General features: G+C 65.7%; 19 protein-coding genes. 10 read left to right on the top strand and 9 right to left on the bottom strand.

Annotated features, from left to right (window positions below):
- Positions 1-191: 191 nt before the first annotated feature.
- The 3 genes from ACPEES_RS11660 to ACPEES_RS11650 form a co-directional block, all read right to left on the bottom strand.
- Positions 192-1,034 (bottom strand): carbohydrate ABC transporter permease, encoded by an 843-nt coding sequence (locus ACPEES_RS11660; RefSeq protein ID WP_435103663.1) that lies wholly within the window; start codon positions 1,032-1,034, stop codon positions 192-194.
- 67 nt (positions 1,035-1,101) lie between these two features.
- Positions 1,102-2,019 (bottom strand): carbohydrate ABC transporter permease, encoded by a 918-nt coding sequence (locus ACPEES_RS11655; RefSeq protein ID WP_435103662.1) that lies wholly within the window; start codon positions 2,017-2,019, stop codon positions 1,102-1,104.
- 105 nt (positions 2,020-2,124) lie between these two features.
- Positions 2,125-3,384, bottom strand: a complete 1,260-nt coding sequence (locus ACPEES_RS11650; protein WP_435103661.1) for an ABC transporter substrate-binding protein — start codon at positions 3,382-3,384, stop codon at positions 2,125-2,127.
- A gap of 309 nt (positions 3,385-3,693) precedes the next feature.
- Here ACPEES_RS11650 and ACPEES_RS11645 point away from each other — a divergent pair, with 309 nt between their 5' ends.
- The 3 genes from ACPEES_RS11645 to ACPEES_RS11635 are packed head-to-tail and all read left to right on the top strand — an operon-like array spanning position 3,694 to position 7,155.
- Positions 3,694-4,998 carry an ABC transporter substrate-binding protein gene (locus ACPEES_RS11645; protein ID WP_435103660.1) on the top strand — a complete coding sequence of 435 codons (1,305 nt, stop codon included), beginning with the start codon at positions 3,694-3,696 and terminating at the stop codon, positions 4,996-4,998.
- The gene (locus tag ACPEES_RS11640) at positions 4,988-5,704 is read left to right on the top strand and encodes a response regulator (RefSeq protein WP_435103659.1); all 717 of its coding nucleotides are present in this window, start codon (positions 4,988-4,990) and stop codon (positions 5,702-5,704) included. Before ACPEES_RS11645 ends, ACPEES_RS11640 begins: the two co-directional genes overlap by 11 nt.
- 2 nt (positions 5,705-5,706) lie before the next feature.
- Positions 5,707-7,155: an ATP-binding protein gene (locus ACPEES_RS11635; protein ID WP_435103658.1), complete on the top strand. Its 1,449-nt coding sequence runs from the start codon at positions 5,707-5,709 to the stop codon at positions 7,153-7,155.
- 308 nt (positions 7,156-7,463) lie between these two features.
- Here ACPEES_RS11635 and ACPEES_RS11630 read toward each other — a convergent pair whose 3' ends face one another.
- The 6 genes from ACPEES_RS11630 to ACPEES_RS11605 form a co-directional block, all read right to left on the bottom strand.
- Complete coding sequence (locus tag ACPEES_RS11630; protein ID WP_435103657.1) at positions 7,464-8,408, bottom strand: ornithine cyclodeaminase family protein; 945 nt, start codon at positions 8,406-8,408, stop codon at positions 7,464-7,466.
- A 33-nt stretch (positions 8,409-8,441) separates the two neighbouring features.
- Complete coding sequence (gene pgeF / locus ACPEES_RS11625; protein WP_435103656.1) at positions 8,442-9,185, bottom strand: peptidoglycan editing factor PgeF; 744 nt, start codon at positions 9,183-9,185, stop codon at positions 8,442-8,444.
- A 296-nt stretch (positions 9,186-9,481) separates the two neighbouring features.
- Complete coding sequence (locus ACPEES_RS11620; RefSeq protein WP_435103655.1) at positions 9,482-10,609, bottom strand: enoyl-CoA hydratase/isomerase family protein; 1,128 nt, start codon at positions 10,607-10,609, stop codon at positions 9,482-9,484.
- 201 nt (positions 10,610-10,810) lie between these two features.
- Positions 10,811-11,593: an enoyl-CoA hydratase gene (locus ACPEES_RS11615; RefSeq protein WP_435103654.1), complete on the bottom strand. Its 783-nt coding sequence runs from the start codon at positions 11,591-11,593 to the stop codon at positions 10,811-10,813.
- Complete coding sequence (locus ACPEES_RS11610; protein WP_435103653.1) at positions 11,590-12,750, bottom strand: acyl-CoA dehydrogenase family protein; 1,161 nt, start codon at positions 12,748-12,750, stop codon at positions 11,590-11,592. The genes ACPEES_RS11615 and ACPEES_RS11610 overlap by 4 nt, the downstream gene beginning before the upstream one ends.
- A 202-nt stretch (positions 12,751-12,952) precedes the next feature.
- Positions 12,953-14,455, bottom strand: coding sequence for a CoA-acylating methylmalonate-semialdehyde dehydrogenase (locus ACPEES_RS11605; protein ID WP_435103652.1), 1,503 nt, complete (start codon positions 14,453-14,455; stop codon positions 12,953-12,955).
- 258 nt (positions 14,456-14,713) lie between these two features.
- On the opposite strand from ACPEES_RS11605, the gene ACPEES_RS11600 reads away from it, so the two are divergent.
- From ACPEES_RS11600 to ACPEES_RS11570, 7 genes are all read left to right on the top strand, one after another.
- Positions 14,714-15,484, top strand: coding sequence for an SDR family NAD(P)-dependent oxidoreductase (locus ACPEES_RS11600; RefSeq protein ID WP_435103651.1), 771 nt, complete (start codon positions 14,714-14,716; stop codon positions 15,482-15,484).
- Positions 15,485-15,965: 481 nt separating this feature from the next.
- Positions 15,966-16,772, top strand: a complete 807-nt coding sequence (locus ACPEES_RS11595; protein ID WP_435103650.1) for an ABC transporter ATP-binding protein — start codon at positions 15,966-15,968, stop codon at positions 16,770-16,772.
- Positions 16,772-18,736, top strand: a complete 1,965-nt coding sequence (locus ACPEES_RS11590) for a long-chain fatty acid--CoA ligase (RefSeq protein ID WP_435103649.1) — start codon at positions 16,772-16,774, stop codon at positions 18,734-18,736. Before ACPEES_RS11595 ends, ACPEES_RS11590 begins: the two co-directional genes overlap by 1 nt.
- A 26-nt stretch (positions 18,737-18,762) precedes the next feature.
- A complete protein-coding gene (locus tag ACPEES_RS11585; RefSeq protein ID WP_435103648.1) occupies positions 18,763-19,656 on the top strand; it encodes a branched-chain amino acid ABC transporter permease in 894 nt (297 codons plus the stop codon).
- Positions 19,657-19,699: 43 nt separating this feature from the next.
- A complete protein-coding gene (locus ACPEES_RS11580) occupies positions 19,700-20,764 on the top strand; it encodes a branched-chain amino acid ABC transporter permease (protein WP_435103647.1) in 1,065 nt (354 codons plus the stop codon).
- 94 nt (positions 20,765-20,858) lie between these two features.
- Positions 20,859-22,100, top strand: coding sequence for an ABC transporter substrate-binding protein (locus ACPEES_RS11575; protein ID WP_435103646.1), 1,242 nt, complete (start codon positions 20,859-20,861; stop codon positions 22,098-22,100).
- A gap of 67 nt (positions 22,101-22,167) precedes the next feature.
- The gene (locus ACPEES_RS11570; RefSeq protein WP_435103645.1) at positions 22,168-22,989 is read left to right on the top strand and encodes an ABC transporter ATP-binding protein; all 822 of its coding nucleotides are present in this window, start codon (positions 22,168-22,170) and stop codon (positions 22,987-22,989) included.
- Positions 22,990-23,132 lie beyond the last annotated feature (143 nt).

Genomic DNA, 23,132 nt, shown 5'->3' with positions numbered 1-23,132 from the left:
GATGCCCCCACACCGCCGCCGGCCACCGCCGGGGAATTCGGCACGGGGGTGGCTGGCCGGGCGGACATGGACGGATGACGGACCGTAGGCAGCAGGGAAGCTGCCTACGAGCCTACAGGGATGTATCCACGGCGTGTCCGGCAGCCGTCCATGCCCGCCCGGCCCCGGCACGGCGGTAGACACACCCCCGGTCATTTCACGGCCCCACTGGTTAATCCCCGAATGATCTGCCGCGCGCAGAGCATGTAGAGGATGAGCACCGGCACCACCGCGAGGCTGAGTGCGGCGAGCACCGAGTTCCAGTCGGTGACGTACTGCCCCACGAATTGCTGTACGCCGAGGGTCACCGTCTGTACGTCCTCCGCGGGTGCGAGGATCAGCGGGAACCACAGGTCGTTCCAGATCGGGATCATCACGAACACTGCCACCGTGGCGAGCGCCGGGCGCACCAGTGGCAGCGCGATCTGGAAGAAGATCCGGTACTCGCTCACGCCATCGCAGCGCGCCGCCTCCTTGAGCTCCTTGGGCACCTGCTGCATGAACTCCGAGAGAATGAGCACCGCCACCGGCAGGCCCATGGCCGTGTACACGAGGACCAGCGCGGTGCGGGTGTTCACGAGGTCCAGGCTCACCATGAGCTCCAGGATGCTCACGGTGCCGAGCTTGATCGGGATCATGATTCCGAAGGCGAGAAACAGCGCGAGAAAGCGCCGGCCCGGAAAGTTGTATTCCGTCAGCGCCCAGGCGGCCATCGCGCCGAAGAGCACGATGAGCGCCATGCTAGCCACGGTCACGATCAGGCTGTTGCCGAAGAACAGTCCGAAGCTCGCGTTCTCCAGCACCTTGCTGAAGCCTTCCACGGAGAAGGTCTCCGTCGTCGGCGGGGCGAGGGGGGACTTGAAGATTCCCATGCGGTTCTTGAACGCGTTGACGATCACCAGAACGATGGGGAACAGCGCGATCACGGTGTAGGTGGCGAGCACCCCATGCACCAGCGCGGCGTTCAGTGGGCGTGTGGCCGGAGAAGACTGCATCTTGCACCTCCCTTAGGGCCTGCGTTCAGATTCCGAACGCGCCGCGTTCGGGATCTGAATGCAGGCCCTACAGCTGATAGCGCACGAGGCGGCGCTGGATGACGTAGAAGTACACGCCGACGCCGCAGAGAATGACCAGGAACATCAACGTGGCCACCGATGCGCCGAGGGTCGCGCTGCCCACCTGGGACTGGTAGCCGAAGAACGTGCGGTAGAAGAGGGTGCCCATGATGTCGGTGGCGTAGTTGGGGCCGGCGAGCGCGCCCTTGATCGCGTAGATGAGATCGAAGGCGTTGAAGTTGTTCACGAACGTGAGAATCGTCACCAGCCCCAGCGTGGGCAGCACCAGTGGCAGCTTGATCTGCCAGAACACCCGCATGGGCGAGGCGCCGTCGACGATGGCCGCGTCGGTGAGCTCGTCGGGGATGCCCAGCAGCGCCGCGTAGATCAGCATCATGGGGATGCCCACGAACTGCCACACCGAGATCAGCGCCACGGTGGTCAGAGCCGTGTCTTCCTTGCCGAGCCAGGCGTCGAACCAGCTTCCCAGGCCCACGGCGTCGAGTAGGCCCGCCGAGACGCCCCACAGCGGCGACAGGATGAGCTGCCAGATAAAGCCGATGATCACGACTGACAGCAGCGTCGGCAGGAAGATGAGTGTGCGATAGGTGCGCCCGCCGCGTACGCCACGCAGCGAGAGCAAGGCAGCGAGCAGCAGCCCGATGGGGTTCTGTACCAGCATGTGAATGGCGAAGAACTTGGCATTGTTCCACATGGCGTTCCAGAACTGCTCGGCCCACTGCGGCTCGAAGAGCAGTTGCTGGAAATTGGCGAGCCCCGCGAAGCTGCGCGCGCCCGCTTCCGATTCGGTGAACAACGACAGGCGCAGGGTGTCCACCAGCGGCCAGGCGCTGAAGACGGTGTAGATGGCGAGCGCCGGCAACAGGAAGAACACCAGGTGCCAGGGAAAGCGCTGTGTGTTCATGACATGGATCTCCGCGGCCGCTCGCAGGCGGCATCGGTTGTGTTCGCAAACGCCCCGTGTCGGGCGCACCTCCGTGTGCGGCCCGCGGGGAATGAGCAGAGCGCGTCAGGAACCCCCGTCCTGCTGCGGCTCATACCAGTGCTCGAAGCCCTGCTGAATCACGCTCGCGGCCTTCTCGGCGTCGATCTTGCCGTTGAGCAGGCGGCTGTGAGTGACCCACATGGCCGACTCCATGTTCGGGTCGCCGCGGTTCATGATCTGGGCGTTGAGGCGGATAGTTGACTGGCAGTCCTCGCGCCAGCTCACCATTTCCGCGGCGACCGGATTCTGAATGTCGATGGTGTGCTCGGAGAGCGGGAAGAAGCCGGTCACGTTGTTGGCATACAGCTCGGCGAACTCCTTGGAGGCGACCCATTCGAGGAATGCGAGAGCTTCTGCCTGGTGTTCGGAGTCCGCATTGATGCCCATGCCCATGTCGGTGTGATCGCTGATGTAGCACTGATCGCCTGCTTCGGGCACCGGCGGGGCGAAGGCGCCGAAGTCCTGCAGCGCGTTGTCGTTGAAATACGAAATGTCCCAGGAGCCTCCCGGATAGATGGCTGCGCGGCCCAGGGCGAAGAGGTTCTGGGAGTCGGCGTAGGACTGCGCCTGGTAGCCGCGGGGCAGGTACTCGCGCCAGCGCTCGAGCTGCTTCCAGACGGCCACGAACTCGGGGTCGGTGAACTTCGCCTCGCCGGCGAGCAGCGCCTTGCGGCCTTCCTCGCCGTGCCAGTAGTTGGGGCCGATGCCGGTGTAGACGACCTGATGCGTTTCCCACTGGTCGGCGGTGCCCAGCGCGATGGGGGCGTAGCTGCTTGCCTCGAGCTCGTCGAGCACCGCGAAGAATTCCTTCACGGTTCCGGGTTTCTCCAGGCCCAGCTCCTCGAAGACGGCCTTGTTGTAGAAGAAGCCGTGGATCACCGAGGCGACCGGCATGCAGTAGGTGCTTTCACCGTCGTCCGTCTGCCACGCGACCTTGGCCGAGTCCGGGAAGTGCTCCATGCCGGGCTTGCCGTTGAGCGCCATGAGATGGCCGCGCTTGTACAGCGCGAGCGACTGATCGAAAGCCCGGCAGGTTATGATGTCGCCGCCGGTATTGCCCTCCAGGCGTGCGCGCACCGAGGAGTCGTACTCCGTGGGCGTGGTGGGCACGAACTTCAGATCGATGTCCGGGTGGGATTCCTCGAACGCGGGGATCAGGGTGTCCTCCCAGAGGTCCTTGTCGTCCACGCGCCAGGACTCGATCTTGAGCGTCGTCTCGGCGGCCGCACCACTGGCGACGGCCAGCGCGAGCCCCCCCAACGCGGATCGGGTGAACCGATTCATGATGAACTCCTCCTCGTCGCGAATGCTCGTTGGTGAGCCGGCGTTCCTGCCGGTGTCCGCAAGCCTGAAACGCCGTGTCGTCTGACCGGAAATCGTGCCGGCGGCCGCCGCGTTACACTGTCGAAAGACCTGCAGGCGAGCGGGGGCGCGGCGTTGCCGTTGCCGCCACCGTGGCGGCAGCGTGGGGGCATGTTGCGGAATGTAACGGCGGGGGCCTGGGGTGGCCGCGTGCCGGCGCGTCCCCGCGTGATGGTTGCGGTTTTACCGTGACCGTCCGCCTGGTGAGGGGAGGTGACAATTCGTTACGAAATGCAAGGTAATCGGGGGGCTCCTGCCCCCGAGTCGCTGCCGCGCTGGGGTAGACTGGCGCTCGGCATCGCGCTGTCGATCGCGTGCGTGAGCGGTTCGGCCCTGGCCCAGCGGCCGACGGCTACGCTGGATGTGCTGCACTGGTGGACGTCGGCGAGCGAGCAGCGCGCCTTCGAAGTGTTGCGCGAGGCTGCCGGCGACGCCGGAGTGCGGCTGCGGGACGCGAGCATCCCCGGCGGTGCCGGCACCGGTGCGCTGAAGGTGTTGCGGGCGCGGGTGCTGCGGGGTGAGCCGCCGTCGGTGGCACAGATCAATGGTGCGTCCATGGCCGCGTGGGCTCGGCTCGGCTTTCTTCGCAACCTGGACGTCGTCGCGCAGGCGCAGGACTGGCAGGGCACGCTGCCGCCGGTGATCGACGAGCTCGTCCGGCACGAAGGGCGTTATGTCGCTGCGCCGTTCGCGGTGCACCGGGTGAACACATTGCTCTACAACCGCCGCGTGTTCGCACGGCTCGGGCTGGACGCGCCGACGGACTGGGAAAGCCTTGTGGCGACTGCGCAGGCGCTGAAGGCCGCTGGCGTGACGCCTATCGCACAATCGGCACAGCCCTGGCAGGTGGCGACGCTGCTGGAAGTGCTGGTGCTCGCGCGCGGCGGAACCGCCTTCTATCGGCGTGTGTTCGTGGATCTCGATGCCAGGGCACTGAGGCAACCCGCCTTCACCGACAGCCTGCGCCGCCTCCGCCGGCTACGGGCGTTCATGGGCCCGGAGTTGCGGGAGCGACCATGGCAGTCCGTCACGGCAGACGTTGCCGAAGGTCGGGCTGCAATGCAGATCATGGGCGACTGGGCAAAAGGGGAGCTATTGGCCATGGGCAAGCACCTCGGCGAGGATTTCGGCTGCCGGGCGGCGCCCGGCACCGATGGTGCGCACCTTTACAGCATCGACACGATGGCGTTTTTCAAAGGGCTCGAACCGACCGGGCGCAACGCCCAGAGCCGGCTTGCGGGCGTGGTTCTCACGCCGCGGGTGCAACGTGCATTCAGCCGTGCCAAAGGCACGTTTCCGGCACGTCGGGACATTGCCGATGAGGTACTCGATGCCTGTGCGCGAGGCTCTCGCCGGGCCTTCCACAGGGAGCCGGCCCCGGCGCCGAGTCTCGTGCACCGTATGGCCACCACCGAAACCGTACGCAACGTTTTCATCAGCGAGGTGCATCGCTTTTTCACCGCCGGTGAAGCCGACGCGGATGCGACCGCCCGGCGGCTTGCCGCGGCGCTCGAGGCGATCGATCATGACCCGTAAGATCCTTGTCGTCGACGACGATCACAAGATCCGGACCCTGCTCAAGGACTACCTGGAGCGGAACAACTTCGCCGTGTTGAGCGCTGCCGACGGCGCCGAGGCGCTCGCCGAGTTCGAGCGCTTCGTCGACCGTATCGCACTGATCGTGCTCGACATCATGCTGCCCGATCAGGACGGCTTCAGCCTCTGCCAGGCCATTCGCCGCCGGTCCGACGTGCCCGTGCTCATGCTCACCGCCAGCGCCGATGACACCGACCGTATCGTGGGCCTGGAAATCGGCGCGGACGATTACCTGGGCAAGCCGTTCAACCCGCGCGAGCTGCTCGCGCGCATCAAGGCCATCCTGCGCCGGGTGGATGCGGGCGAGGGCGATGGCGCGGTTCGGGGCTACCGCTTCGACGATTTCTCCCTGGACGTCATCGAGCGTTACCTGAAGGGGCCGGACGGTGCGGTCATCCACCTCTCGGGCCAGGAATTCCAGTTGCTTCAATACCTGGTGGAGCACGCCGGCGAGATCGTCGAGCGCGCACAGCTGGCCGAAGCCACCGGCAGCCGTGAGCCCTCGCCGCTGGATCGATACCTGGACGTCCAGATCAGCCGCCTGCGCCAGCGCCTCGGTGACGATGGCCGTCAACCCCGGCTGATAAAGACCGTGCGTGGCGCGGGCTATGTGTTCGCCGCCGAGGTGGCGGCCGAGCGCGGCTGACAATGGCCACGGCGTTGCAGCGGCTGTGGCCTCAATCGCTGCTCGGCCGGCTGGTGCTGGTCATGGTTACCGGCGTGCTCGCCACGCAGCTAATGGCGTCCTGGCTGTGGGCGGAACAGATCCGCGAGGATGCCCGCGTCGCGGCGCGCAACGGTGCCATACAGCTCGCCCGGAGCATGGCGGGAACGGTGCGTTTTTTCGCCGACCTGCCTGCAAGCTATCGCCCTATCGTTCTCGAGCAGCTCCGGGAGATGGGCAGTACCCGGTTTTTCCTCACACTCAACGACAGCGCCGTGGCGGTGGCCGGTATCGCGCCGTCACCGCTGCGTGACGCGGCGCTGTCGGGCGTGGAACAAACGCTCGCCGGGGCGTTGCGCGGGCGCTATCGGTTTCGTGTCGGCTTCGCCATGCCCGCAATGCTGAAGGTATCACCGGATGGCGCACGTCTCACGGACCTTCCTGGCTCATGGACCGAGGCGGCCGTGCTGCGAGAGCCGGCGCCGGTGCTGGCCGCGCAGGTGGAGCTTGCCAGCGGCGAGTGGCTGCTGCTCGCCTCGGTGATGCCGGATCCGTATTTTCTGGAGAAAGCCGAACCGCTGACTCGCGACCGCCTCGCGCTGATGCTGTTGCCCGTGGTAACGGTGCTGGTGCTGGCTCTGCCGGTGGTGCGTTCGATTACCCGGCCGCTGGAGGCGCTGTCCCAGGCCGCGGGCGCATTCGGCAAGGGGTTCGGGCACGCACCGCTGCCCGAGCGGGGGCCGGAGGAATACCGGCGTACCCGGCGTGCGTTCGTGGATATGGAGCAGAGCATCCACCGCTTCATCGAAGACCGCAATCGCCTTTTCTCGGCGATCTCCCACGATCTGCGCACGCCCATCACGCGGCTGAAACTGCGTGCCGAGATGCTCGACGACGCGGTCCGGCGGGATGAGTTCCAGGCGGATCTCGACGAGCTCGAGCAAATGGTCGGCGGGGCGCTGCAAAGCGTGCGTGAAACCGAGCTCGACGAGGCCGTGGAGACGGTGCAGCTCGACCACCTCCTCGGCAAGCTGGTGCGCGATGCGCGGCTGTGTGGCGGACGAGTGGACGCAGATCTGCGCCCGGTGGCCTACGATTGCCGACCGCTGGCGCTGAAACGCGCCGTCAGCAACCTGCTCAACAATGCCCTCGACTACGGCGAACGCGCCGAAGTCACGTTAAGGCGCGAGTGCGAGCAAGTGTGTATTCGTATTCGCGATGACGGCCCGGGCATCCCGGAATCCGCCCGCGAAGCGCTGTTCCGCCCCTGGAACCGCGCCCAGCACGGCCAGCGCGCCAACCGCCAGGGCCTCGGCCTCGGCCTCGGCATCGCCCGTAACCTCATTCATGGTCTCGGCGGCGAGCTCAGCCTCGACAACGCCGTAGGCGGCGGCCTCGTTGCAGAGATCCGGCTGCCGGTTGCACGTTGCTAGTGACAAGGTTCGGTCGCGGCCGGACGCCGCTCGGGTTTGCGAGTTGCGAGTCACACGTTTCAAGTGGAAAGCGCGGCTTCGGGCTACAGGGAGCAATCCCACGATTTCCACGCGCAGCGAGCGTTGAGGCACCAGCGTTGAATGGCGTCGGAGCTGCCAAGGCGCGTGGGGCAGTGGTGTAGGTCGGGACCGCCGTAGGGCGGAGCCCGACACCGGCGGTGTCAAACGCCTCGGCGCAGCGATGGCGCCACGTCGTGGGTCGTTGTTGGCTGCGTGGGGCAGCCGACCGACGGTTCCTACGTTGCTTGTCACCCGGGTGCGCCGACCTGCTCCCAAACCTCGATGGCCGCGGCAAGATCCTCCAACGACGCCCCCACGGACTTGAACAGCGTGATCTCATCGGCGCTTTCGCGCCCGGGGTGTTCGCCGCGGGCGAGCGCCTCCAGGTCGGCGTGGATGTCGTCGTAGTCGAAGGCGCCGCTCGCTTCCGCCTGGCGGAGGTCGCCGGCCTCGCCGCGGGCGCCGGCATGGGTGTCGACAAAGACGTCTGCGCAGCGCACCGCTTCGTCGTCGCTCTCGCGCATGTCCGCGCGGAAGGCGCCCACCAGGTCGAGGTGGGTGCCTGGCCGCAGCCATTCGCCATGAACCAGGGGGGCGGTGGAGAGGGTCGCGCAGGTGACGATGTCCGCCTCGCTGACCGCGGTGGCGAGATCCGTGACCGCATCGCAGTCGAAGCCCTTCGCCCGGTACTCGGCGGCGATGGTTTCGGCCTTCTCCGGATTGCGTCCCCACACCCCTATGGAGTGGATCGGGCGAACCGCTGCATGGGCCTCGATGAGCATCGGCGCCAGCTTGCCGGTACCCACCATGAGCAGCCGACCGGCATCCTCGCGCGCCAGGTAGCGGGCGGCGAGAGCCGAGGCGGCGGCGGTGCGGCGGCGGGTGAGCTCGCTACCGTCGATGCAGGCCAGCGGCACGCCGGTATCGCCCTCGCAAAGCAGGTACAGGCCCGAGATCGCGGGCAGGCCGCGGTCGGCGTTCTGCGGGAACACGTGCACCATTTTCACACCGATGTAGCCGTCGTGCTGCCAGGCGGGCATGAGCAGCATGGTGGCCGTGCCGCCGGGGCGTTCGATGCTGTGGTGATGGCGTGGCGGGGCTTCGCAGCCGGAGCGCAACAGCGCTGCGATGCGCTCGACGAGCGCGGGCCAGGGCAGGGCCTTCGCTACCTGCTCGCCGCTGATTACCTGCATGTCGTCTCCTCGGAAAAACGTAATCGTTATTCGTTATCGCGTGCGCCATATGAGCGTGGCCATCCGGCCCGTACGGCCGTCGCGCCGGTAGGAGTAGAAGCGCTCGGCGTCGGTATGGGTGCACAGCCCGCCGCCGTAGACGGCGTGCACGCCCGCGGCCTCAAGGCGCCGCCGGGCGAGGGCGTAGATGTCGGCGTACCAGCGCTCGGAGCGCCCCGGTCGGAAGCAGCGCTCGCAGCCGGGGTCGGAGGCCCGGCAGGCGTCGAGCACGTCGGCACCGACCTCGTAGACGTCCGGCCCGATGGCCGGGCCGAGCCAGGCGAGCAATTCGCCCGGCGCGACACCCGTCGCCTTGATCGTCTGCTCGATGATTCCGCCGCTCAAACCCCGCCAGCCGGCGTGGGCGATTCCGATGCGACGCCCTTTGCGGTCGCACAGGAGCACCGGCAGACAGTCCGCGGTGAGCACCGCGCACACCACACCCGGGCGGTCCGTCACGGCGGCATCGGCCCGGCTTTCATCACGCTGGACGGTGCCTGCCGCGACTACACGGGTGCCGTGAACCTGGGCGAGCCAGCGGGGTTCCTCCGGCAGGGAAAGCGCTTCACGCAGGCGGCGGCGGTTTTCCTTCACGCTAAGCGCGTCGTCGCCGGCGCGGGCGCCGAGGTTGAACGTATCGAACGGCGGCCGGCTCGCGCCGCCGATACGCGTGCTCGTCGCCGCTCGCACGTTCTCCGGCGCCGGCCATTCCGGCTGAATGAAACGTGGCTCGTCCATGGCGCAAGTTTAACAGGCGGATCGGGGGTGAGAGAGTGGTAACCCCCGAGACGCAAAACACACCGGAATGAATCGCTCCGGTCACCGGGTGGGATCGATCGTCAGACTACGTGCTCTGGCAGCTGACATCTGCGCGTTTGGCATGTCGCCCAGTGCTTCGCACTCGCCGTCCTGCGACGGGGCGGATGCTTGCAACCAGCCGGCTCCGGGCTTGCGCCACTCGCCCGGAGCCGGCCGACGCCTCTTCTTTGTGAACCTTGGTGTTCTTGGCGTCTTCAGTGGTTACTCCCTGGCCGCTATTCCGGCAGGTCAGCGAGCGGGGATGGATCGAGACCTGTCGGGGGCTGGAAGTGTTCCTCGATCAGTGCGTCGTCCACCTCGGCAATGGTTGATGGCTGCCACCGGGGGGCCTTGTCCTTGTCCACCAGCAGGGCCCGGACGCCCTCGGGGAAGTCGTGGTGCATGGTGCACTGCACGGACATGTTGAGCTCGCGCTGGAAGACCTGTTTGAGTGAGAGGTACTTGCCCTGGCGGAACTGCTCGAAGATCAACCGAGCGGAAGTCGGCGAGCCTCGCTCCAGGGTTTTGACCGCGGTCGCCAGCCATTTGTCGTCCGGGGCGGCGGTGCGTAGCGACTCGAGGATGCCCTCGACGCTGTGGTGGTCGGTGACGTGGTCGATGAACTCCAGGTGCTGGAGAACATTGGACTCCGGGCGCTGATCCCGCGAGACGTCGGCGAAGCGGCGCAGCAGCACCGAGAGGTGTCCGCGGTTGAGCTCGGGGTCGTCGTCCCAGTCCACCTCGGCGAGGGCCGCGAAGATCGCGTCACGCTGGTCGCCGGGGACGAAATAGTCCGCGAGGCTGGTGTAGAGCGCGTCGGCGGCGTTCATCTGGGCACCGGTCAGGCCCAGGAAGAGGCCCACCCGGCCGGGCATGCGGTTGAGGAACCACGTGCCGGCCACGTCCGGGTACAGTCCGATGGTGATCTCGGGCATGGCGATTCGCGAGCTCTCGGTTACAACACGGTGGCTCGCCCCTACCATCATTCCGAGGCCGCCGCCCATGACGATACCGTGGCCCCATACAAGCAGTGGCTTGGGATAGGTGTGAATCGCGTAGTCGAGCCGGTACTCCTGCTCGAAAAACTGCTCGCAGACCTCGCTCGGGCCGCCGTCGGCTTCGCGAATGGCGTGGTACATGGTGACCACGTCGCCACCAGCGCAGAATGCTTTCTCCCCGGCGCCGTGGAGGACGACGCAAGCGATATCGGGATCGCTCGCCCAGGCATCGAGTTGCGGGCGGAGCGCGGCGATCATCGCCGGGTTCAACGCATTCAGCGCCTTCTCGGCATCAAGACGCGCGAAGCCCACCTTGCGGCCGTTGCCGGCGGTGCGTTCCTCGAAAATCACGGGCTGGTCGGTCATGCAGGCTCCTCGAAATGCGTTTTTAGTGGAAAGTGGCTAGTTCCCAGGAAGTGACAAGTTCCAAGTTGAAAGTGGCAAGTGGCGAGACGCACCCACGGTGCCGTCCCCGCCCGCGACTTGGAACTTTCAACTCGAAACTGTCACCCGGCGTCCGGTTACAAGCACCGAACCGGCGACGCGCCGTCTTGCCGGCCAAGCCCCCTACCGGTTCCGCCACTGCGGCTTGCGTTTCTCCAGGAATGCGCCCACGCCCTCGCGCTGGTCCTCGGAGTCGAACAGGCGTACGAAGCGCTCGCGCTCGTCGGGGAGGTTGTCCGCCATGGGACGGGCCTGGGCACCGTCGATGAGGCGCTTGCAATAAGCGACGGCGATGGGGCTCTGGTTGCCTACCTGTTCGGCGAGGGCGAGGGCCCGGTCCAGTGATTCGCCCTGGTCGACGGTTTCCTCGACCAGACCGATGCGCAGCGCCTGCTCGGCGTTCACCTGCTCGCCACAGAGAATGATGCGCTTCGCCCAGCCCTCGCCCACGAGCCGGGGCAGACGCTGAGTGCCGCCGGCGCAGGGCAGCAGGCCCACCTTGGCTTCCGGCAGACCCAGCTTGGCGTTGGGCTCGGCGATCCGCACGTCGCAGGCGAGCGCTACTTCGAGCCCGCCACCGAGGGCGAAGCCGTTGACAGCGGCAATGGAGACGCCGCGAAAAGCGGCGAGCGTCTCGAACGCTTCACCGAAGCGCCGCGCCATCTCGGCGGCGACACCGTGATCGCCATCGGCGAAGAGCTTGAGGTCGGCACCGGCGGAGAAGAACTTCTCGCCGCTGCCGGTGAGCACCAGGGCGTAGACGTCGCGGTCGGCGTCCAGCTCCTCGATGAGGCGCTTCAGGTCGATCAACCCCTCCCGGGTCCAGGTGTTCGCCGGCGGGTTGTTCATGGTGATCAGCGCCGTGTGCCCGCGGCGTTCGACGGTGAGGTTGGTGTAGTCGTTCATCGAATCGTCTCCGGGGCGTCGTCCATGAGAAAGCGGCGGCCTATGATCACGCGCATGATCTCGTTGGTGCCCTCCAGAATCTGGTGCACCCGCGTGTCACGCACGTGACGCTCCAGCGGATACTCGCGAATGTAGCCATAGCCGCCATGGAGCTGTAGTGCTTCGTTGCACACGCGAAAGCCCACGTCCGTGGCGAAGCGCTTGGCCATGGCGCAGTAGGTAGTGAGGTCCGGGTCGCGTTGGTCGAGCTTCCAGGCGGCGAGCCGCACCATCTGCCGCGCGGCGACGAGCTCCGTGGCCATGTCCGCGAGCTTGAACTGCAGTGCCTGGAAGCTGGCGAGAGGCTGCCCGAACTGCTTGCGCTCGTGGAGATAGCGCTGGGCGGCGACGAGCGCCGCCTGGGCGGTGCCCACGGAACACGTTGCGATGTTGATGCGCCCACCGTCGAGGCCCTTCATCGCGAGCTTGAAGCCCTGGCCTTCCTCGGCGAGCAGGTGGTCGGCGGGCACTTGCACGTCGTCGAAGGAGATGGAGCGGGTGGGCTGGCTGTTCCAGCCCATCTTCTCCTCCTTGCGTCCGTAGCTGATGCCGTCGAGGCCGGCGGGCACTGCGAAGGCGGAGACACCGGCAGCACCCTCGCCCCCGGTGCGGGCCATGACCACGAGGATGTCCGTGTCGCCGGCGCCGGAGCTGAACACCTTCGTGCCGTTGAGCACGTAGTGATCGCCCTCGCGCCTGGCGGTCGTGCGCAGGCTTGCCGCATCGGAGCCTGCGCCCGGCTCGGTGAGGCAGTAGGAGCCGAGGCGCTGGCCGGTGGTGAGGGGGGCGGCCCATTCGCTTTTGACCGCGTCGCTCCCCCACGTGGTGATCATCCAGGTGACCATGTTGTGGATGGTAATGAACGCGGCGGTGGAGGTGCAGCCGCCGGCGAGCTCCTCGAAGATGATCGCCGAGTCCAGGCGCGTGAGCCCGAGCCCGCCGGCATCTTCCGGCGCGTAGAGACCGCAGAAGCCCAGCTCGCCGGCCTGGGCAATGACGTCTTTGGGAAAGATCCCCTCGGCGTCCCAGCGCGCGGCATGAGGTGCCAGCTCGTTGAGCGCGAAATCGCGCGCGGTGTCCTGGAAAGCGGTCTGTTCTTCGGAGAGTGCGAAATCCATGGGCGGTGTCCTTAATGTGCAGCCGTGGCGCGGCAGGGCGGATGGAGCGCTGCGCAATCCGCCTCTGGGGTCTGGATCAACCGGAGACGGTGTGTTTCGCGTCGCTTCATCCACTCTGCACGGGGTTCGCGGGCCGTGGTCGCTGGTAGCCGGCCGTTGCGTTGCCCCCGCTCCCTTGAGAGCGGGAGCAAAGCCACCACGGTCAGCCCAGGTTGATGGTCATGTTCGGGCCGTGGCCGTCCGGGATGTCCGACTCGAACCAGCGCTCGATCACTGTGCGCGTCTCCGTATAGAAGCGCACTGCATCCTTGCCGTATGCGTGAAGGTCACCGTAGAACGAGCCCTTGCCGCCGGTGAACGAGAAGAACGGTAGCGGCACCGGAATGGGCAGGTTGACACCCACCTGTCCCACCTCGGTTTCGTGGCGGTACTTGCGCGCTGCCGCGCCCGAATCGGTGAAGATCGATGTACCGTTGCCGTAGGCGTTGGCGTTGACGAACTCGATGGCGTCATCGAGCGTATCCACGTGGACCACATTCAGCACCGGCCCGAAGATCTCCTCCTGATAGCAGGTCATCTCGGCGGTGACGTTGTCGACGAGTGTCGGGCCCACCCAGTAGCCATCCGGATAGCCGGACACCTCGTAGCCACGGCCATCGAGCAGCAGTCGTCCACCTTCGGCTTCCACCGTGCCCAGGATGCGCTCGACGCGCTCCTTGGCGCCGCGGCTGATGAGCGGGCCGAAAGCGGCGTCCGGGTCGTCGGAGCTCCCTGGGCGGATCTGCTCGAAAGCGGCCTTGAGGTCCTCGACCCAGCCGCGGGTCTCCTCGCCGACGAAAACCGCCACCGAGATCGCCATGCAGCGCTGACCGGCAGCGCCGCAGGAGGCGCCCACCAGGGCGTTGAGGGCCTGCTCCTTGTTGGCGTCGGGCATCACGATCGTGTGGTTCTTCGCGCCCACCATGCACTGCACGCGCTTCAAGTGGTGGGTGCCGGTACGGTAGATGTGCTGACCCACCGTTGGCGAACCCACGAAGGAGATCGCTTTGATGTCCGGGTGCGTGAGCAGCGTGTCCACCTGCTCCTTGCGGCCGTGGACGACCTGCAGCAGGCCTTCGGGGAAGCCCGCTTCCACCCACAGCTCGGCGAGCCGAACGGGGGTGAGCGGATCCTGCTCGGAAGGCTTCAGTACGAAGCTGTTGCCGCAGGCAACCGCGAGCGGATACATCCACAGCGGGATCATGGCCGGGAAGTTGAATGGCGTGATGCCTGCGCACACGCCGAGCGGGTGGCGCCAGCTCGTGGTGTCCACGTTACGGGCGACCTGCTCCATGGTCTCGCCAAGCATGTGCGTGGGCACACCCATGGCGTGCTCCACCACCTCGATGCCGCGCCAGACATCGCCCTTGGCGTCTGCGAAGGTCTTGCCGGTCTCCTCGGCGAGAATTCGGGCGATGTCGTCGTGGTGTTCCTTGAGCAGCGCTTGGTAGCGCATCACGTACCGGGCGCGGTCGGAGACGGGGACCTGCGCCCAATCCTTCTGGGCCGCCTTGGCCGATGCAATGGCACGGGCCATCTCATCGTCGGTGGTCACCGGCGCCCGGGCGATCACCTCGTCCGTGGCCGGGTTGGTGACGTCGATCCACTCCGAGGCCTCGCTATCGACGAAGCGGCCTTCGATGAACAGGGGAACGCTCCGGGTCATGGGGCACCTGTCAGGTCGGGGCGCGTTGCGCGCCGTCATGTGATATCGCCGCCGGCAGGCGGCGCTCCTCCTCATTGGCCGATACGCGGCCGCGCCCGTGGTCGGGCGGTTGCTTGCAGGTTTATTCTAGTTACGTTTACGTTAACGTCAATTTTGCGAGTCCGGTAACAGGTCAATTCAGGCGGCTGCCGAGTATTGACATATTTAAGTGTCCTCGGACCGCCACCGACGGCCCCGCGGGGCGAAGGAGTCATTGCGATGCGGATCGATGGCAAGGTGTTTCTGATCACGGGGGCGAGCTCAGGGCTCGGTGCGGCAACGGCACGGACGCTGGTGGGCGACGGCGCCCGGGTGGTGCTGGCGGACGTGAATGCCGAGGGCGTCGAGCAGCTCGCCGCCGATCTCGGCGACGCGGCGGTGACGCAGGTCACCGACGTTACCGACGAGGCCGCGGTGCAGGCGGCGGTCGCGAGGGCCCGCTCGGCCTTCGGTGGCCTGAACGGGGCGGTCAACTGTGCCGGCATCGTCCATGGTGAGCGGGTGCTGAACCGCGACGGTGAGCCACACGCGCTCGAGACATTCGCACGTGCCGTGCAGATCAATCTGGTGGGCACGTTCAACGTGGTGCGTCTCGCCGCCGAGGCAATCGCGCAGGCGCAGCCGGAAGCCGAGGGCGAACGCGGTGTCATCGTTAACACAGCGTCGGTTGCCGCGTTCGATGGCCAGGTCGGGCAAGAAGCGTATTCCGCCTCCAAGGCCGGCGTGGCCGGTATGACCCTGCCGCTCGCCCGCGACCTCGCCGGCCGCGGTATCCGGGTGATGACGATCGCCCCGGGCATCTTCGAGACGCCAATGATGGCGAGTCTGCCGGACAAGGTGCGCGCGAGTCTGGGTGAGCAGACCCCGTTCCCCCCGCGCCTGGGCCGTCCCGACGAGTACGCGGCGCTGGTGCGCCACATCTGCGAGAACGTGATGTTGAATGGCGAGGTGATCCGCCTCGACGGCGCGATCCGCATGGCGCCCAGATAGCGGCATGGAGCTCCAAGTGCAAGGTTGAAAGCAAACAGCCGCGGGCGTCGGCGGCACCGGTGTCCCGGCTCAGCACTTTCAACTTGCCACTGCGGCGCGGCACCCGCCGCGCCGCTTAAGCAAAGCTGTTGCATCGTTCACGGGGCTTGAACTAACGTTTACGTAAACGTAATCTCAAGTCACCGGCAGAGGGCGCGACCCGACTCGGACCACAAAGTGCCCCGCCGGCGTGACCGCCGCCAACGATGGCGATGGAAGCAGGAGGAGGAGAGGTCCGGTCGATGATCGACCGAGCCGTTACCGTGCCCGCCCCGTCCGGCGACCCCGGCGGGGCGGCGCACTTGACGGGGCTAAGCGGACCCCGCGACCGCGCACCTGCCGGCGCCCCAACCGGGTGACGGTACGGCGGCCGCAGGCACAGCCTCTCCCGCCACCCAGACAGGCCCCCGCAGGAGCGGGGCCAGTGACAGGGGAGCTCGGTATGGCTGAATCGAGGATTGGTGATGCGCTGCTGAAGGTAGACGGCATCACGTTGTCCTTCGGTGGCGTCAAGGCCCTGCGCGATGTGAGCCTGGAGGTGCGGGAGCATGAGATGTTCTCCATCATCGGTCCCAACGGCGCGGGCAAGACGTCGCTGCTCAACTGCATCTCCGGACGCTACCAGCCGCAGCAGGGCAGCATTCGTTTCCGCGGTGAAGAGATCACCGCTTTCCGCCCCAACCGCCGCTGCGAGCGCGGCATTGGCCGCACCTTCCAGAACCTCGCGCTCTACAACCATATGACGGTGCTCGAGAACATCATGGTCGGGCGCCATCATCATCTGAAGAACAACTTCTTCACCGGCTCGTTCTACTGGCTCGGCGGGGCGCAGCGCGAAGAGCTCGACCATCGCCAGCAGGTCGAGGACATCATCGACTTTCTCGAGATCGCCCACATCCGCAAGTCCGTGGCCGGAACGTTGTCCTACGGGCTGCGCAAGCGTGTCGAGCTTGCCCGGGCGGTGGCACTGCGGCCCCGGCTCATTCTCCTCGACGAGCCCATGGCGGGCATGAACCACGAGGAAAAGGAGGACATGGCGCGCTACGTGGTCGACCTCAATGAGGAGTGGGGGATCACCGTGATCATGATCGAGCACGACATGGGGGTGGTCATGGACCTCTCCCACCGTGTCGCCGTGCTGGACTTCGGCGAGAAGATCGCTGACGGCAACCCCGACGAGATCATGGCCAACCCGCGTGTGCGCGAGGCCTATCTCGGCGAGGACGAATCGGCCGGGGAGGTGGCGTGATGGCCGAGCGAACCATGCAGCTGCCGGATACCGGCCAGTACGACACCTTCCCCAAGCTGCTCGCCCACAACGCCGAACAGTGGCCCGACGAGGTGGCCATGCGGGAGAAAGAGTTCGGCATCTGGCGCGAGTATACCTGGCGCGACTACGAGCACGCGGTTTCGCGTTTCGCCCTGGGCATGAAGGCCCTCGGTGTCGGCCATGGCGATACCGTGGCGATCATCGGCGGCAACCGTCCCGAGTGGCTGCACTGCGAGGTGGGCGCGCACGCACTGCGCGCAATGAGCCTCGGTGTCTACCAGGACAGCCTCGACGAGGAGCTCGCTTACCTGATCGATCTCTCCGAGGCACCGATCATCATGTGCGAAGACGAGGAGCAGGTCGACAAGGCGCTGGAAATCAGCGAGCAGTGCCCTTCCGTCAAGCACATCGTCTACCACGATCCCCGCGGCATGCGGAAGTACGACGATCCGCGGCTGATCAGCCAGGCCGAGCTCTTCGAGCGAGGCGACGCGCTGGAGCGGGAACGGCCCGGTACCTACCGCGAGATGGTCGAGGCTACCCGCGGAGAGGATGTGGCGATGCTGATCACCACCTCCGGTACCACCTCCAAGCCCAAGCTCTCGATGATGCAGGCCGGTCCGTTCCTCGACCACTGCACCGCCTATCTCCGCGCCGATCCCAAGTATCCGGACGACAACTACGTCTCCGTGCTGCCTTTGCCCTGGATCATGGAGCAGGTCTATGCGGTCGCGCAGTCGCTGATCAGCCGTATCACCGTGAACTTCGTCGAAGAGACGGAGACGATGATGGCCGATCTGCGTGAGATCGGGCCGAACTTCGTCCTTCTTGCCCCGCGGGTGTGGGAGACCATCGCTGCGGACGTGAAAGCGCGGATGATGGACGCGAGCCCGTTCAAGCAGAAGATGTTCAACCTGGGCATGAAATGGGGCATGGCGGCCGTCGAGCGCGGCGAGCAATCCCGGCTCGCCTATTGGATTCTCTTCCGCGCGCTGAAGGACCGCCTCGGCTTCACCTTCCTGCGCTCGGCGGCCACCGGTGGCGCCGCCCTGGGCCCGGATACCTTCAAGTTCTTCCTGGCCATGGGGGTGCCGCTACGCCAGCTCTATGGTCAGACCGAGCTCGCCGGCGCCTATACCATTCACCGTGGTGACGACATCGATTTCGACACCGTGGGCGTGCCGTTCGACAACGCCGAGGTACACATCGACCAGCCCGACGAGAATGGCGTCGGCGAGATCGTGGCGCGCAATTCGGGCATGTTCCTCGGCTTCTTCAAGAACGAAAAGGCCACTGCCGAGGACGTGCGCGAGGGCTGGATGTATACCGGCGATGCCGGCTACTTCAAGGAGGGTAACGGCCACCTGGTGGTCATCGACCGCATCAAAGACCTTGCCACCACCGCCGGTGGCGACCGCTACTCGCCGATGTTCATCGAGAACAAGCTGAAGTTCTCACCGTTCATCGCCGAGGCGGTGATCCTCGGCCACGAGCGGCCTTATCTCGCTGCCATGATCTGCATCCGCTACGGCATTGTCGCCAAATGGGCGGAGCAGCGGGGTATTGCGTTCACTAACTACACCAACCTCTCCGCCCACCCGCAAATCTACGAGCTGATTCAGCGCGAGGTGGAGGCGGTGAACGCGACGCTGCCGCAGTGGCAACGCATCCGCAAATTCCTGCTCCTCTACAAGGAGCTCGACCCCGACGACGGCGAGCTCACCCGCACGCGCAAGGTTCGCCGCGGCGTTATCCAGGAGAAGTACGGCGAGATCATCGACGCCATCTACGGCGGCGAGGACCACGTGCACGTGGATACCACCATCACCTTCCAGGACGGCACGACCTCACGCATCCGCACCGACCTGCGCGTGGTGGACCTGGCCCCGGACAACGGCGTGCCCTCGGCAGCGGGCGACAGCCGCGCTGCTGGCGCCGCCTAGGGTCGCGAGGGGAGGAGGAGACAACGATGAACTGGGAATTACTGGTCCAGCTGCTCGTCAACGGGGTGATCGTGGGCACGCTCTACGGCGTCGTCGCGATGTGCTTCGTACTCATCTACAAATCCACCCAGGTGGTGAACTTCGCCCAGGGCGAGTTCCTCCTGATCGGCGCCTGGGTGTGCTGGGCGTTGCTGGTGAAATTCGGCCTGCCTTTCTGGCTCGGCTTTTTGTTTACGCTGGCGTTCATGTTCGCCTTCGGCGTGCTGCTCCAGGTGGTGGTGCTGCGACCGATGATCGGCGAGCCCATTATTTCGGTGATCATGCTCACCATCGGCTTGTCGATTTTCTTCCAGGCGCTGCTGTCGTGGATTTTCGGTGAGTTCGTGAAGCCGTTCCCCGAGGTGTTCCCGGTGGAGTCGGTGAACATCCTGGGACTCAACGTCCAGACCGCCTATCTCATGAGCCTGATCATCTCGCTGGTGATCATGGTCGGCTTCTTCTGGTTCTTTAAGTACTCGCGCATGGGACTTGCCATGCGGGCGACTGCGTTCGATCAGCAGGTGGCCGCGAGCCTCGGAATTTCCGTGAAGCAGGTATTCGCGCTGTCGTGGGCCATCTCGGCGATGGTCTCCGCGCTTGCCGGTGTGGTCATCGGTATGGTCAACGGCGTGTCATCGGCGCTGTCGTTCTTCGGGATCAAGGTTTTTCCGGCGGCGATCGTCGGTGGGCTCGATTCCATCGTCGGCGGCATCGTCGGCGGGCTGATCATCGGGGTGATCGAGAATCTTGCCCAGTACGTCGACGGCCAGTGGCTCGGCTGGGGCAACCTCTACCAGATCGTGCCGTTCTACGTGCTCGTGATCATTCTCATGATCAAGCCCTACGGCCTGTTCGGCACCCGCGACATCGAACGCATCTGACGGCCGCCATGCGCCGGCCGCAGACGGGGGAGGAGAAGACTACATGGCTCTCGGTGCAAACAGCATGCGGTGCGGGGAATTCCGCACCACTTACGCCTCGGATACCACGATCTTTCCCACGCCCATGTCGCGCAATTTCGCGATCGCGGGGGTGGTGCTGCTGCTGGTCAGCCCGTTCATTCTGTCGAGCTACCACCTGAATCTACTTATCCAGATCGGCTACTACGGGATCGCCGCTCTGGGGTTGAACATCCTGGTGGGCTTCTCCGGCCAGATCTCGCTTGGCCATGCCGCGTTCTTCGGCTTCGGCGCGTTCGCCTCGGCCTGGTTGTACAACACCACGGGGTTGCCGGTGATCCTCTGCATCCCGCTCGCCGGGGTGATGACCACGGCGGTGGGCATGATCGTCGGCGTGCCGGCGGCGCGCATCAAGGGGCTGTATCTGGCCATCGCCACGCTCGCCGCGCAGTTCATCCTCGAGGATTTCTTCAACCGCGCAGCGTGGTTCACCGGCGGTTCCGCCGGGGCGCTGGCCGAGCCGCTGTCGCTGTTCGGCTATTACTTCGACACCGATCAGCGTTACTTCTACGTGGTGCTGGCCTTCGTGGTGGTGATGTATCTCTTCGGCGCCAACCTGTTGCGCAGCCGGGACGGGCGCGCGTTCGTGGCGGTGCGTGATCACTACCTCTCCGCGGAGATCATGGGGATCAACCTGACGAAGTACCGCATCCTTGCCTTTGGCGTCTCCTCGTTCTATGCAGGCATAGGTGGGGCGTTGTTCGGGCACTACCTCGGGTTCGTCTCCGCGGAGGGCTTCACCATTCTGCTATCCATCCAGTTTCTCGGCATGGTGATCATCGGTGGGCTCGGTTCGGTGATGGGCACACTCATGGGCACTGCCTTCATGGTATTGCTGCCGGAGGTGATGGACTCCACGGCAGGTTTCATCGGCTCGTTCGTGCCCGGTATCACCCAGGGACTCGCGTACTTGAAGGAGATGGCCATCGGGCTTGCCATCATTCTGTTCCTGATCTTCGAGCCGGACGGCCTGGCCCACCGGTGGAAGCTCACCAAGGCGTACTGGAAGCTGTATCCGTTCTCTTACTGACGGGCATGGCGGGAGCCGCCGCTTGCGGGGCGGCCGGCAAAGGGCTTCGGCCCGAACAATAATGCCAGTGACTGGCACTGAAGGAGAGAAAATGATGCGCAGCACGACAATCGCGTTGTCCGTAGCCGCTGGGCTGGGCCTGGCTGTCGGTGGAGCCCAGGCTGCGGAGGATCCGATCCCGGTGGCGCACCTCGCCGCCTACACCGGTCCGACCTCCGCGGTAGGCAAGATATACGGGCAGGGCATCGAAGATGCCATTGCCTACATCAATGAGCAGGGCGGTATCGACGGCCGTCAACTCGAACGTGACACGGTGGACTATTCCTACGAAGCGCCACGCGCCATTGCGGCCTACAAGCGCTGGACGGGCTCGCTCAATCCGCCGGTGATCCAGGGCTGGGGCACAGCGGACACCGAGGCGCTGGTGCGTTTCGTCGCCCGCGACGAGATCGTCTACATGTCCGCGTCCTACTCGGGCCATCTCACCGACCCCACTGGCAAGTCGCCACATACCAAGTCGGCGGCGCCGTACAACTTCTTCTATGGCCCGTCTTATACCGACGGTTGCCGGGCGATGGTCTCCTGGGCCAAGGACGACTGGGAGAGCGGCGGCAACGAGGGTACTCCCAAATGGGTGCACATGGGCGACAACCACCCCTATCCGAACGCACCCAAGGAGGCCTGCTCGGAGTACGCCGAAAGCCAGGGCTTCGAGGTGCTGAACCCGATCGTCTACTCGCTCTCGCCGGGTGATGCCAAGGCGCAGTGCCTGTCGCTGAAGGAATCCGGCGCCAACTATGCCTATCTCGCCAATACGTCGGGCTCGAATATCTCGCTGCTGAAATCCTGCGACACGGTGGGCGTGGACGTGCAGTTCGTCTCCAATGTCTGGGGGTTCGACGAGCTTGCCGCCCCGGCTGCCGGCGAGGCCGGTGACGGCATCGTCTTCCCCGTGGGGGCCGCGCAGTGGGGCGCCGACGTGCCCGGCATGGAGACGTTGCGTGCGGTCTCCGAGGAGTCCGGTGGCGGCGACCGGGCCCTGCACTATGCCCGGGCGGTGTGCTCGGTGTTCTTCATGCGCGACGCTATGCGAGTGGCCGCCGAGGACGGCGAGATCACCGGCCCGAGCGTGAAGGCGGCTCTGGAGTCCATGTCCGGCCATGTTCCGGAGGGGCTCGAAGGTGTGTGTCTGCCCCACACCTGGACGCCGGAGAACCATCGCGGCACCACCGAAGTGATGGTCTACCAGAACGAGTGGCAGGGCGATGGTGACTTCGAGCTCAACAAGCTCACCACTGTCGATCTGCCGCGCCGCGACGACTGGCTCGGCTGGTAAAGCCGAAGCGACGCCGGGGCGGCGTCGCCGCCCCGGCCCACGTGCGAATCACGAGGAGGGCAGGGCCATGTCCCGACCCGCGGAGGAAATGACCGCCGAGCCGGTGCTCTCGGTGAACAACATCGAAGTCGTCTACGACGATGTGATCCTGGTGTTGCGCGGCGTGAGCCTGGAGGTTGCGCAGGGCCGTATCGTTGCGCTGCTCGGTGCCAATGGTGCCGGCAAATCCACGACGCTCAAGGCGATCTCGGGGCTGCTCAAGACCGAAGACGGTGAGGTTACGCGAGGCAATGTCACCTTCGAGGGCGAGACCGTGAGCAATCGCCCCGCCGAGGAGATCGTGCGGCGTGGCATCTTCCAGGTGATGGAGGGGCGGCGCATCGTCGAGGACATGACCGTGACGGAGAACCTGCGTCTGGGCGCGTTCACGCGCCGGGACAAGGAGGCCGTGCGCGCGGATATCGACATGGTCTTCGACTATTTCCCGCGGCTGCGCGAGCGCGCGAACGGCCTCGCCGGCTACCTCTCCGGCGGTGAGCAGCAGATGCTCGCCATCGGCCGGGCGCTGATGGCGCGGCCGAAGATGCTGCTCCTCGACGAGCCCTCCATGGGCCTCTCGCCGCTGCTGGTCAAGGAGGTATTCTCCATCATCGGCAAGATCAATCGCGAGCAGGGGCTGACCATGCTGCTCGTGGAGCAGAACGCGAATTACGCGCTGCGCATGGCCGACTATGGCTACATCATGGAAAGCGGCAAGATCGTGCTCGACGGCACCCGCGAGGAGCTGATGAACAACGAGGACGTCAAGGAGTCCTACCTGGGCGGCGGCGAGGAACGACGTTCGTTCAAGAACCTCAAGAGCTACAAGCGGCGCAAGCGCTGGCTGTGAGGAAGTTCAAAGAGGAAAGTTGAAAGTTCAAAGTGTTGAGCGTGGTGCTGACGGTCGGTGCCTTGGATCTTTGAACTTGCCGCTTTTCACTTGTAGCTCAGCGTGTAAGTCGTTGCAGAGCAGCGCAGATTGCCCCGGACGCC

It is taken from the genome of Arhodomonas sp. AD133, from assembly GCF_051195215.1.
Classification (GTDB): domain Bacteria; phylum Pseudomonadota; class Gammaproteobacteria; order Nitrococcales; family Nitrococcaceae; genus Arhodomonas.
The sequence above is the reverse complement of the archived record's forward strand: the minus strand, read 5'-3'. Positions and strand labels throughout refer to the sequence as shown.

What these genes read in the sequence shown, in the direction of transcription:
- ACPEES_RS11660 (WP_435103663.1), bottom strand. Translation starts at nt 1,034, where the DNA reads ATGCAGTCTTCTCCGGCCACACGCCCACTGAACGCCGCGCTGGTGCAT.
- ACPEES_RS11655 (WP_435103662.1), bottom strand. Translation starts at nt 2,019, where the DNA reads ATGAACACACAGCGCTTTCCCTGGCACCTGGTGTTCTTCCTGTTGCCG.
- ACPEES_RS11650 (WP_435103661.1), bottom strand. Translation starts at nt 3,384, where the DNA reads ATGAATCGGTTCACCCGATCCGCGTTGGGGGGGCTCGCGCTGGCCGTC.
- ACPEES_RS11645 (WP_435103660.1), top strand. Translation starts at nt 3,694, where the DNA reads ATGCAAGGTAATCGGGGGGCTCCTGCCCCCGAGTCGCTGCCGCGCTGG.
- ACPEES_RS11640 (WP_435103659.1), top strand. Translation starts at nt 4,988, where the DNA reads ATGACCCGTAAGATCCTTGTCGTCGACGACGATCACAAGATCCGGACC.
- ACPEES_RS11635 (WP_435103658.1), top strand. Translation starts at nt 5,707, where the DNA reads ATGGCCACGGCGTTGCAGCGGCTGTGGCCTCAATCGCTGCTCGGCCGG.
- ACPEES_RS11630 (WP_435103657.1), bottom strand. Translation starts at nt 8,408, where the DNA reads ATGCAGGTAATCAGCGGCGAGCAGGTAGCGAAGGCCCTGCCCTGGCCC.
- pgeF (WP_435103656.1), bottom strand. Translation starts at nt 9,185, where the DNA reads ATGGACGAGCCACGTTTCATTCAGCCGGAATGGCCGGCGCCGGAGAAC.
- ACPEES_RS11620 (WP_435103655.1), bottom strand. Translation starts at nt 10,609, where the DNA reads ATGACCGACCAGCCCGTGATTTTCGAGGAACGCACCGCCGGCAACGGC.
- ACPEES_RS11615 (WP_435103654.1), bottom strand. Translation starts at nt 11,593, where the DNA reads ATGAACGACTACACCAACCTCACCGTCGAACGCCGCGGGCACACGGCG.
- ACPEES_RS11610 (WP_435103653.1), bottom strand. Translation starts at nt 12,750, where the DNA reads ATGGATTTCGCACTCTCCGAAGAACAGACCGCTTTCCAGGACACCGCG.
- ACPEES_RS11605 (WP_435103652.1), bottom strand. Translation starts at nt 14,455, where the DNA reads ATGACCCGGAGCGTTCCCCTGTTCATCGAAGGCCGCTTCGTCGATAGC.
- ACPEES_RS11600 (WP_435103651.1), top strand. Translation starts at nt 14,714, where the DNA reads ATGCGGATCGATGGCAAGGTGTTTCTGATCACGGGGGCGAGCTCAGGG.
- ACPEES_RS11595 (WP_435103650.1), top strand. Translation starts at nt 15,966, where the DNA reads ATGGCTGAATCGAGGATTGGTGATGCGCTGCTGAAGGTAGACGGCATC.
- ACPEES_RS11590 (WP_435103649.1), top strand. Translation starts at nt 16,772, where the DNA reads ATGGCCGAGCGAACCATGCAGCTGCCGGATACCGGCCAGTACGACACC.
- ACPEES_RS11585 (WP_435103648.1), top strand. Translation starts at nt 18,763, where the DNA reads ATGAACTGGGAATTACTGGTCCAGCTGCTCGTCAACGGGGTGATCGTG.
- ACPEES_RS11580 (WP_435103647.1), top strand. Translation starts at nt 19,700, where the DNA reads ATGGCTCTCGGTGCAAACAGCATGCGGTGCGGGGAATTCCGCACCACT.
- ACPEES_RS11575 (WP_435103646.1), top strand. Translation starts at nt 20,859, where the DNA reads ATGCGCAGCACGACAATCGCGTTGTCCGTAGCCGCTGGGCTGGGCCTG.
- ACPEES_RS11570 (WP_435103645.1), top strand. Translation starts at nt 22,168, where the DNA reads ATGTCCCGACCCGCGGAGGAAATGACCGCCGAGCCGGTGCTCTCGGTG.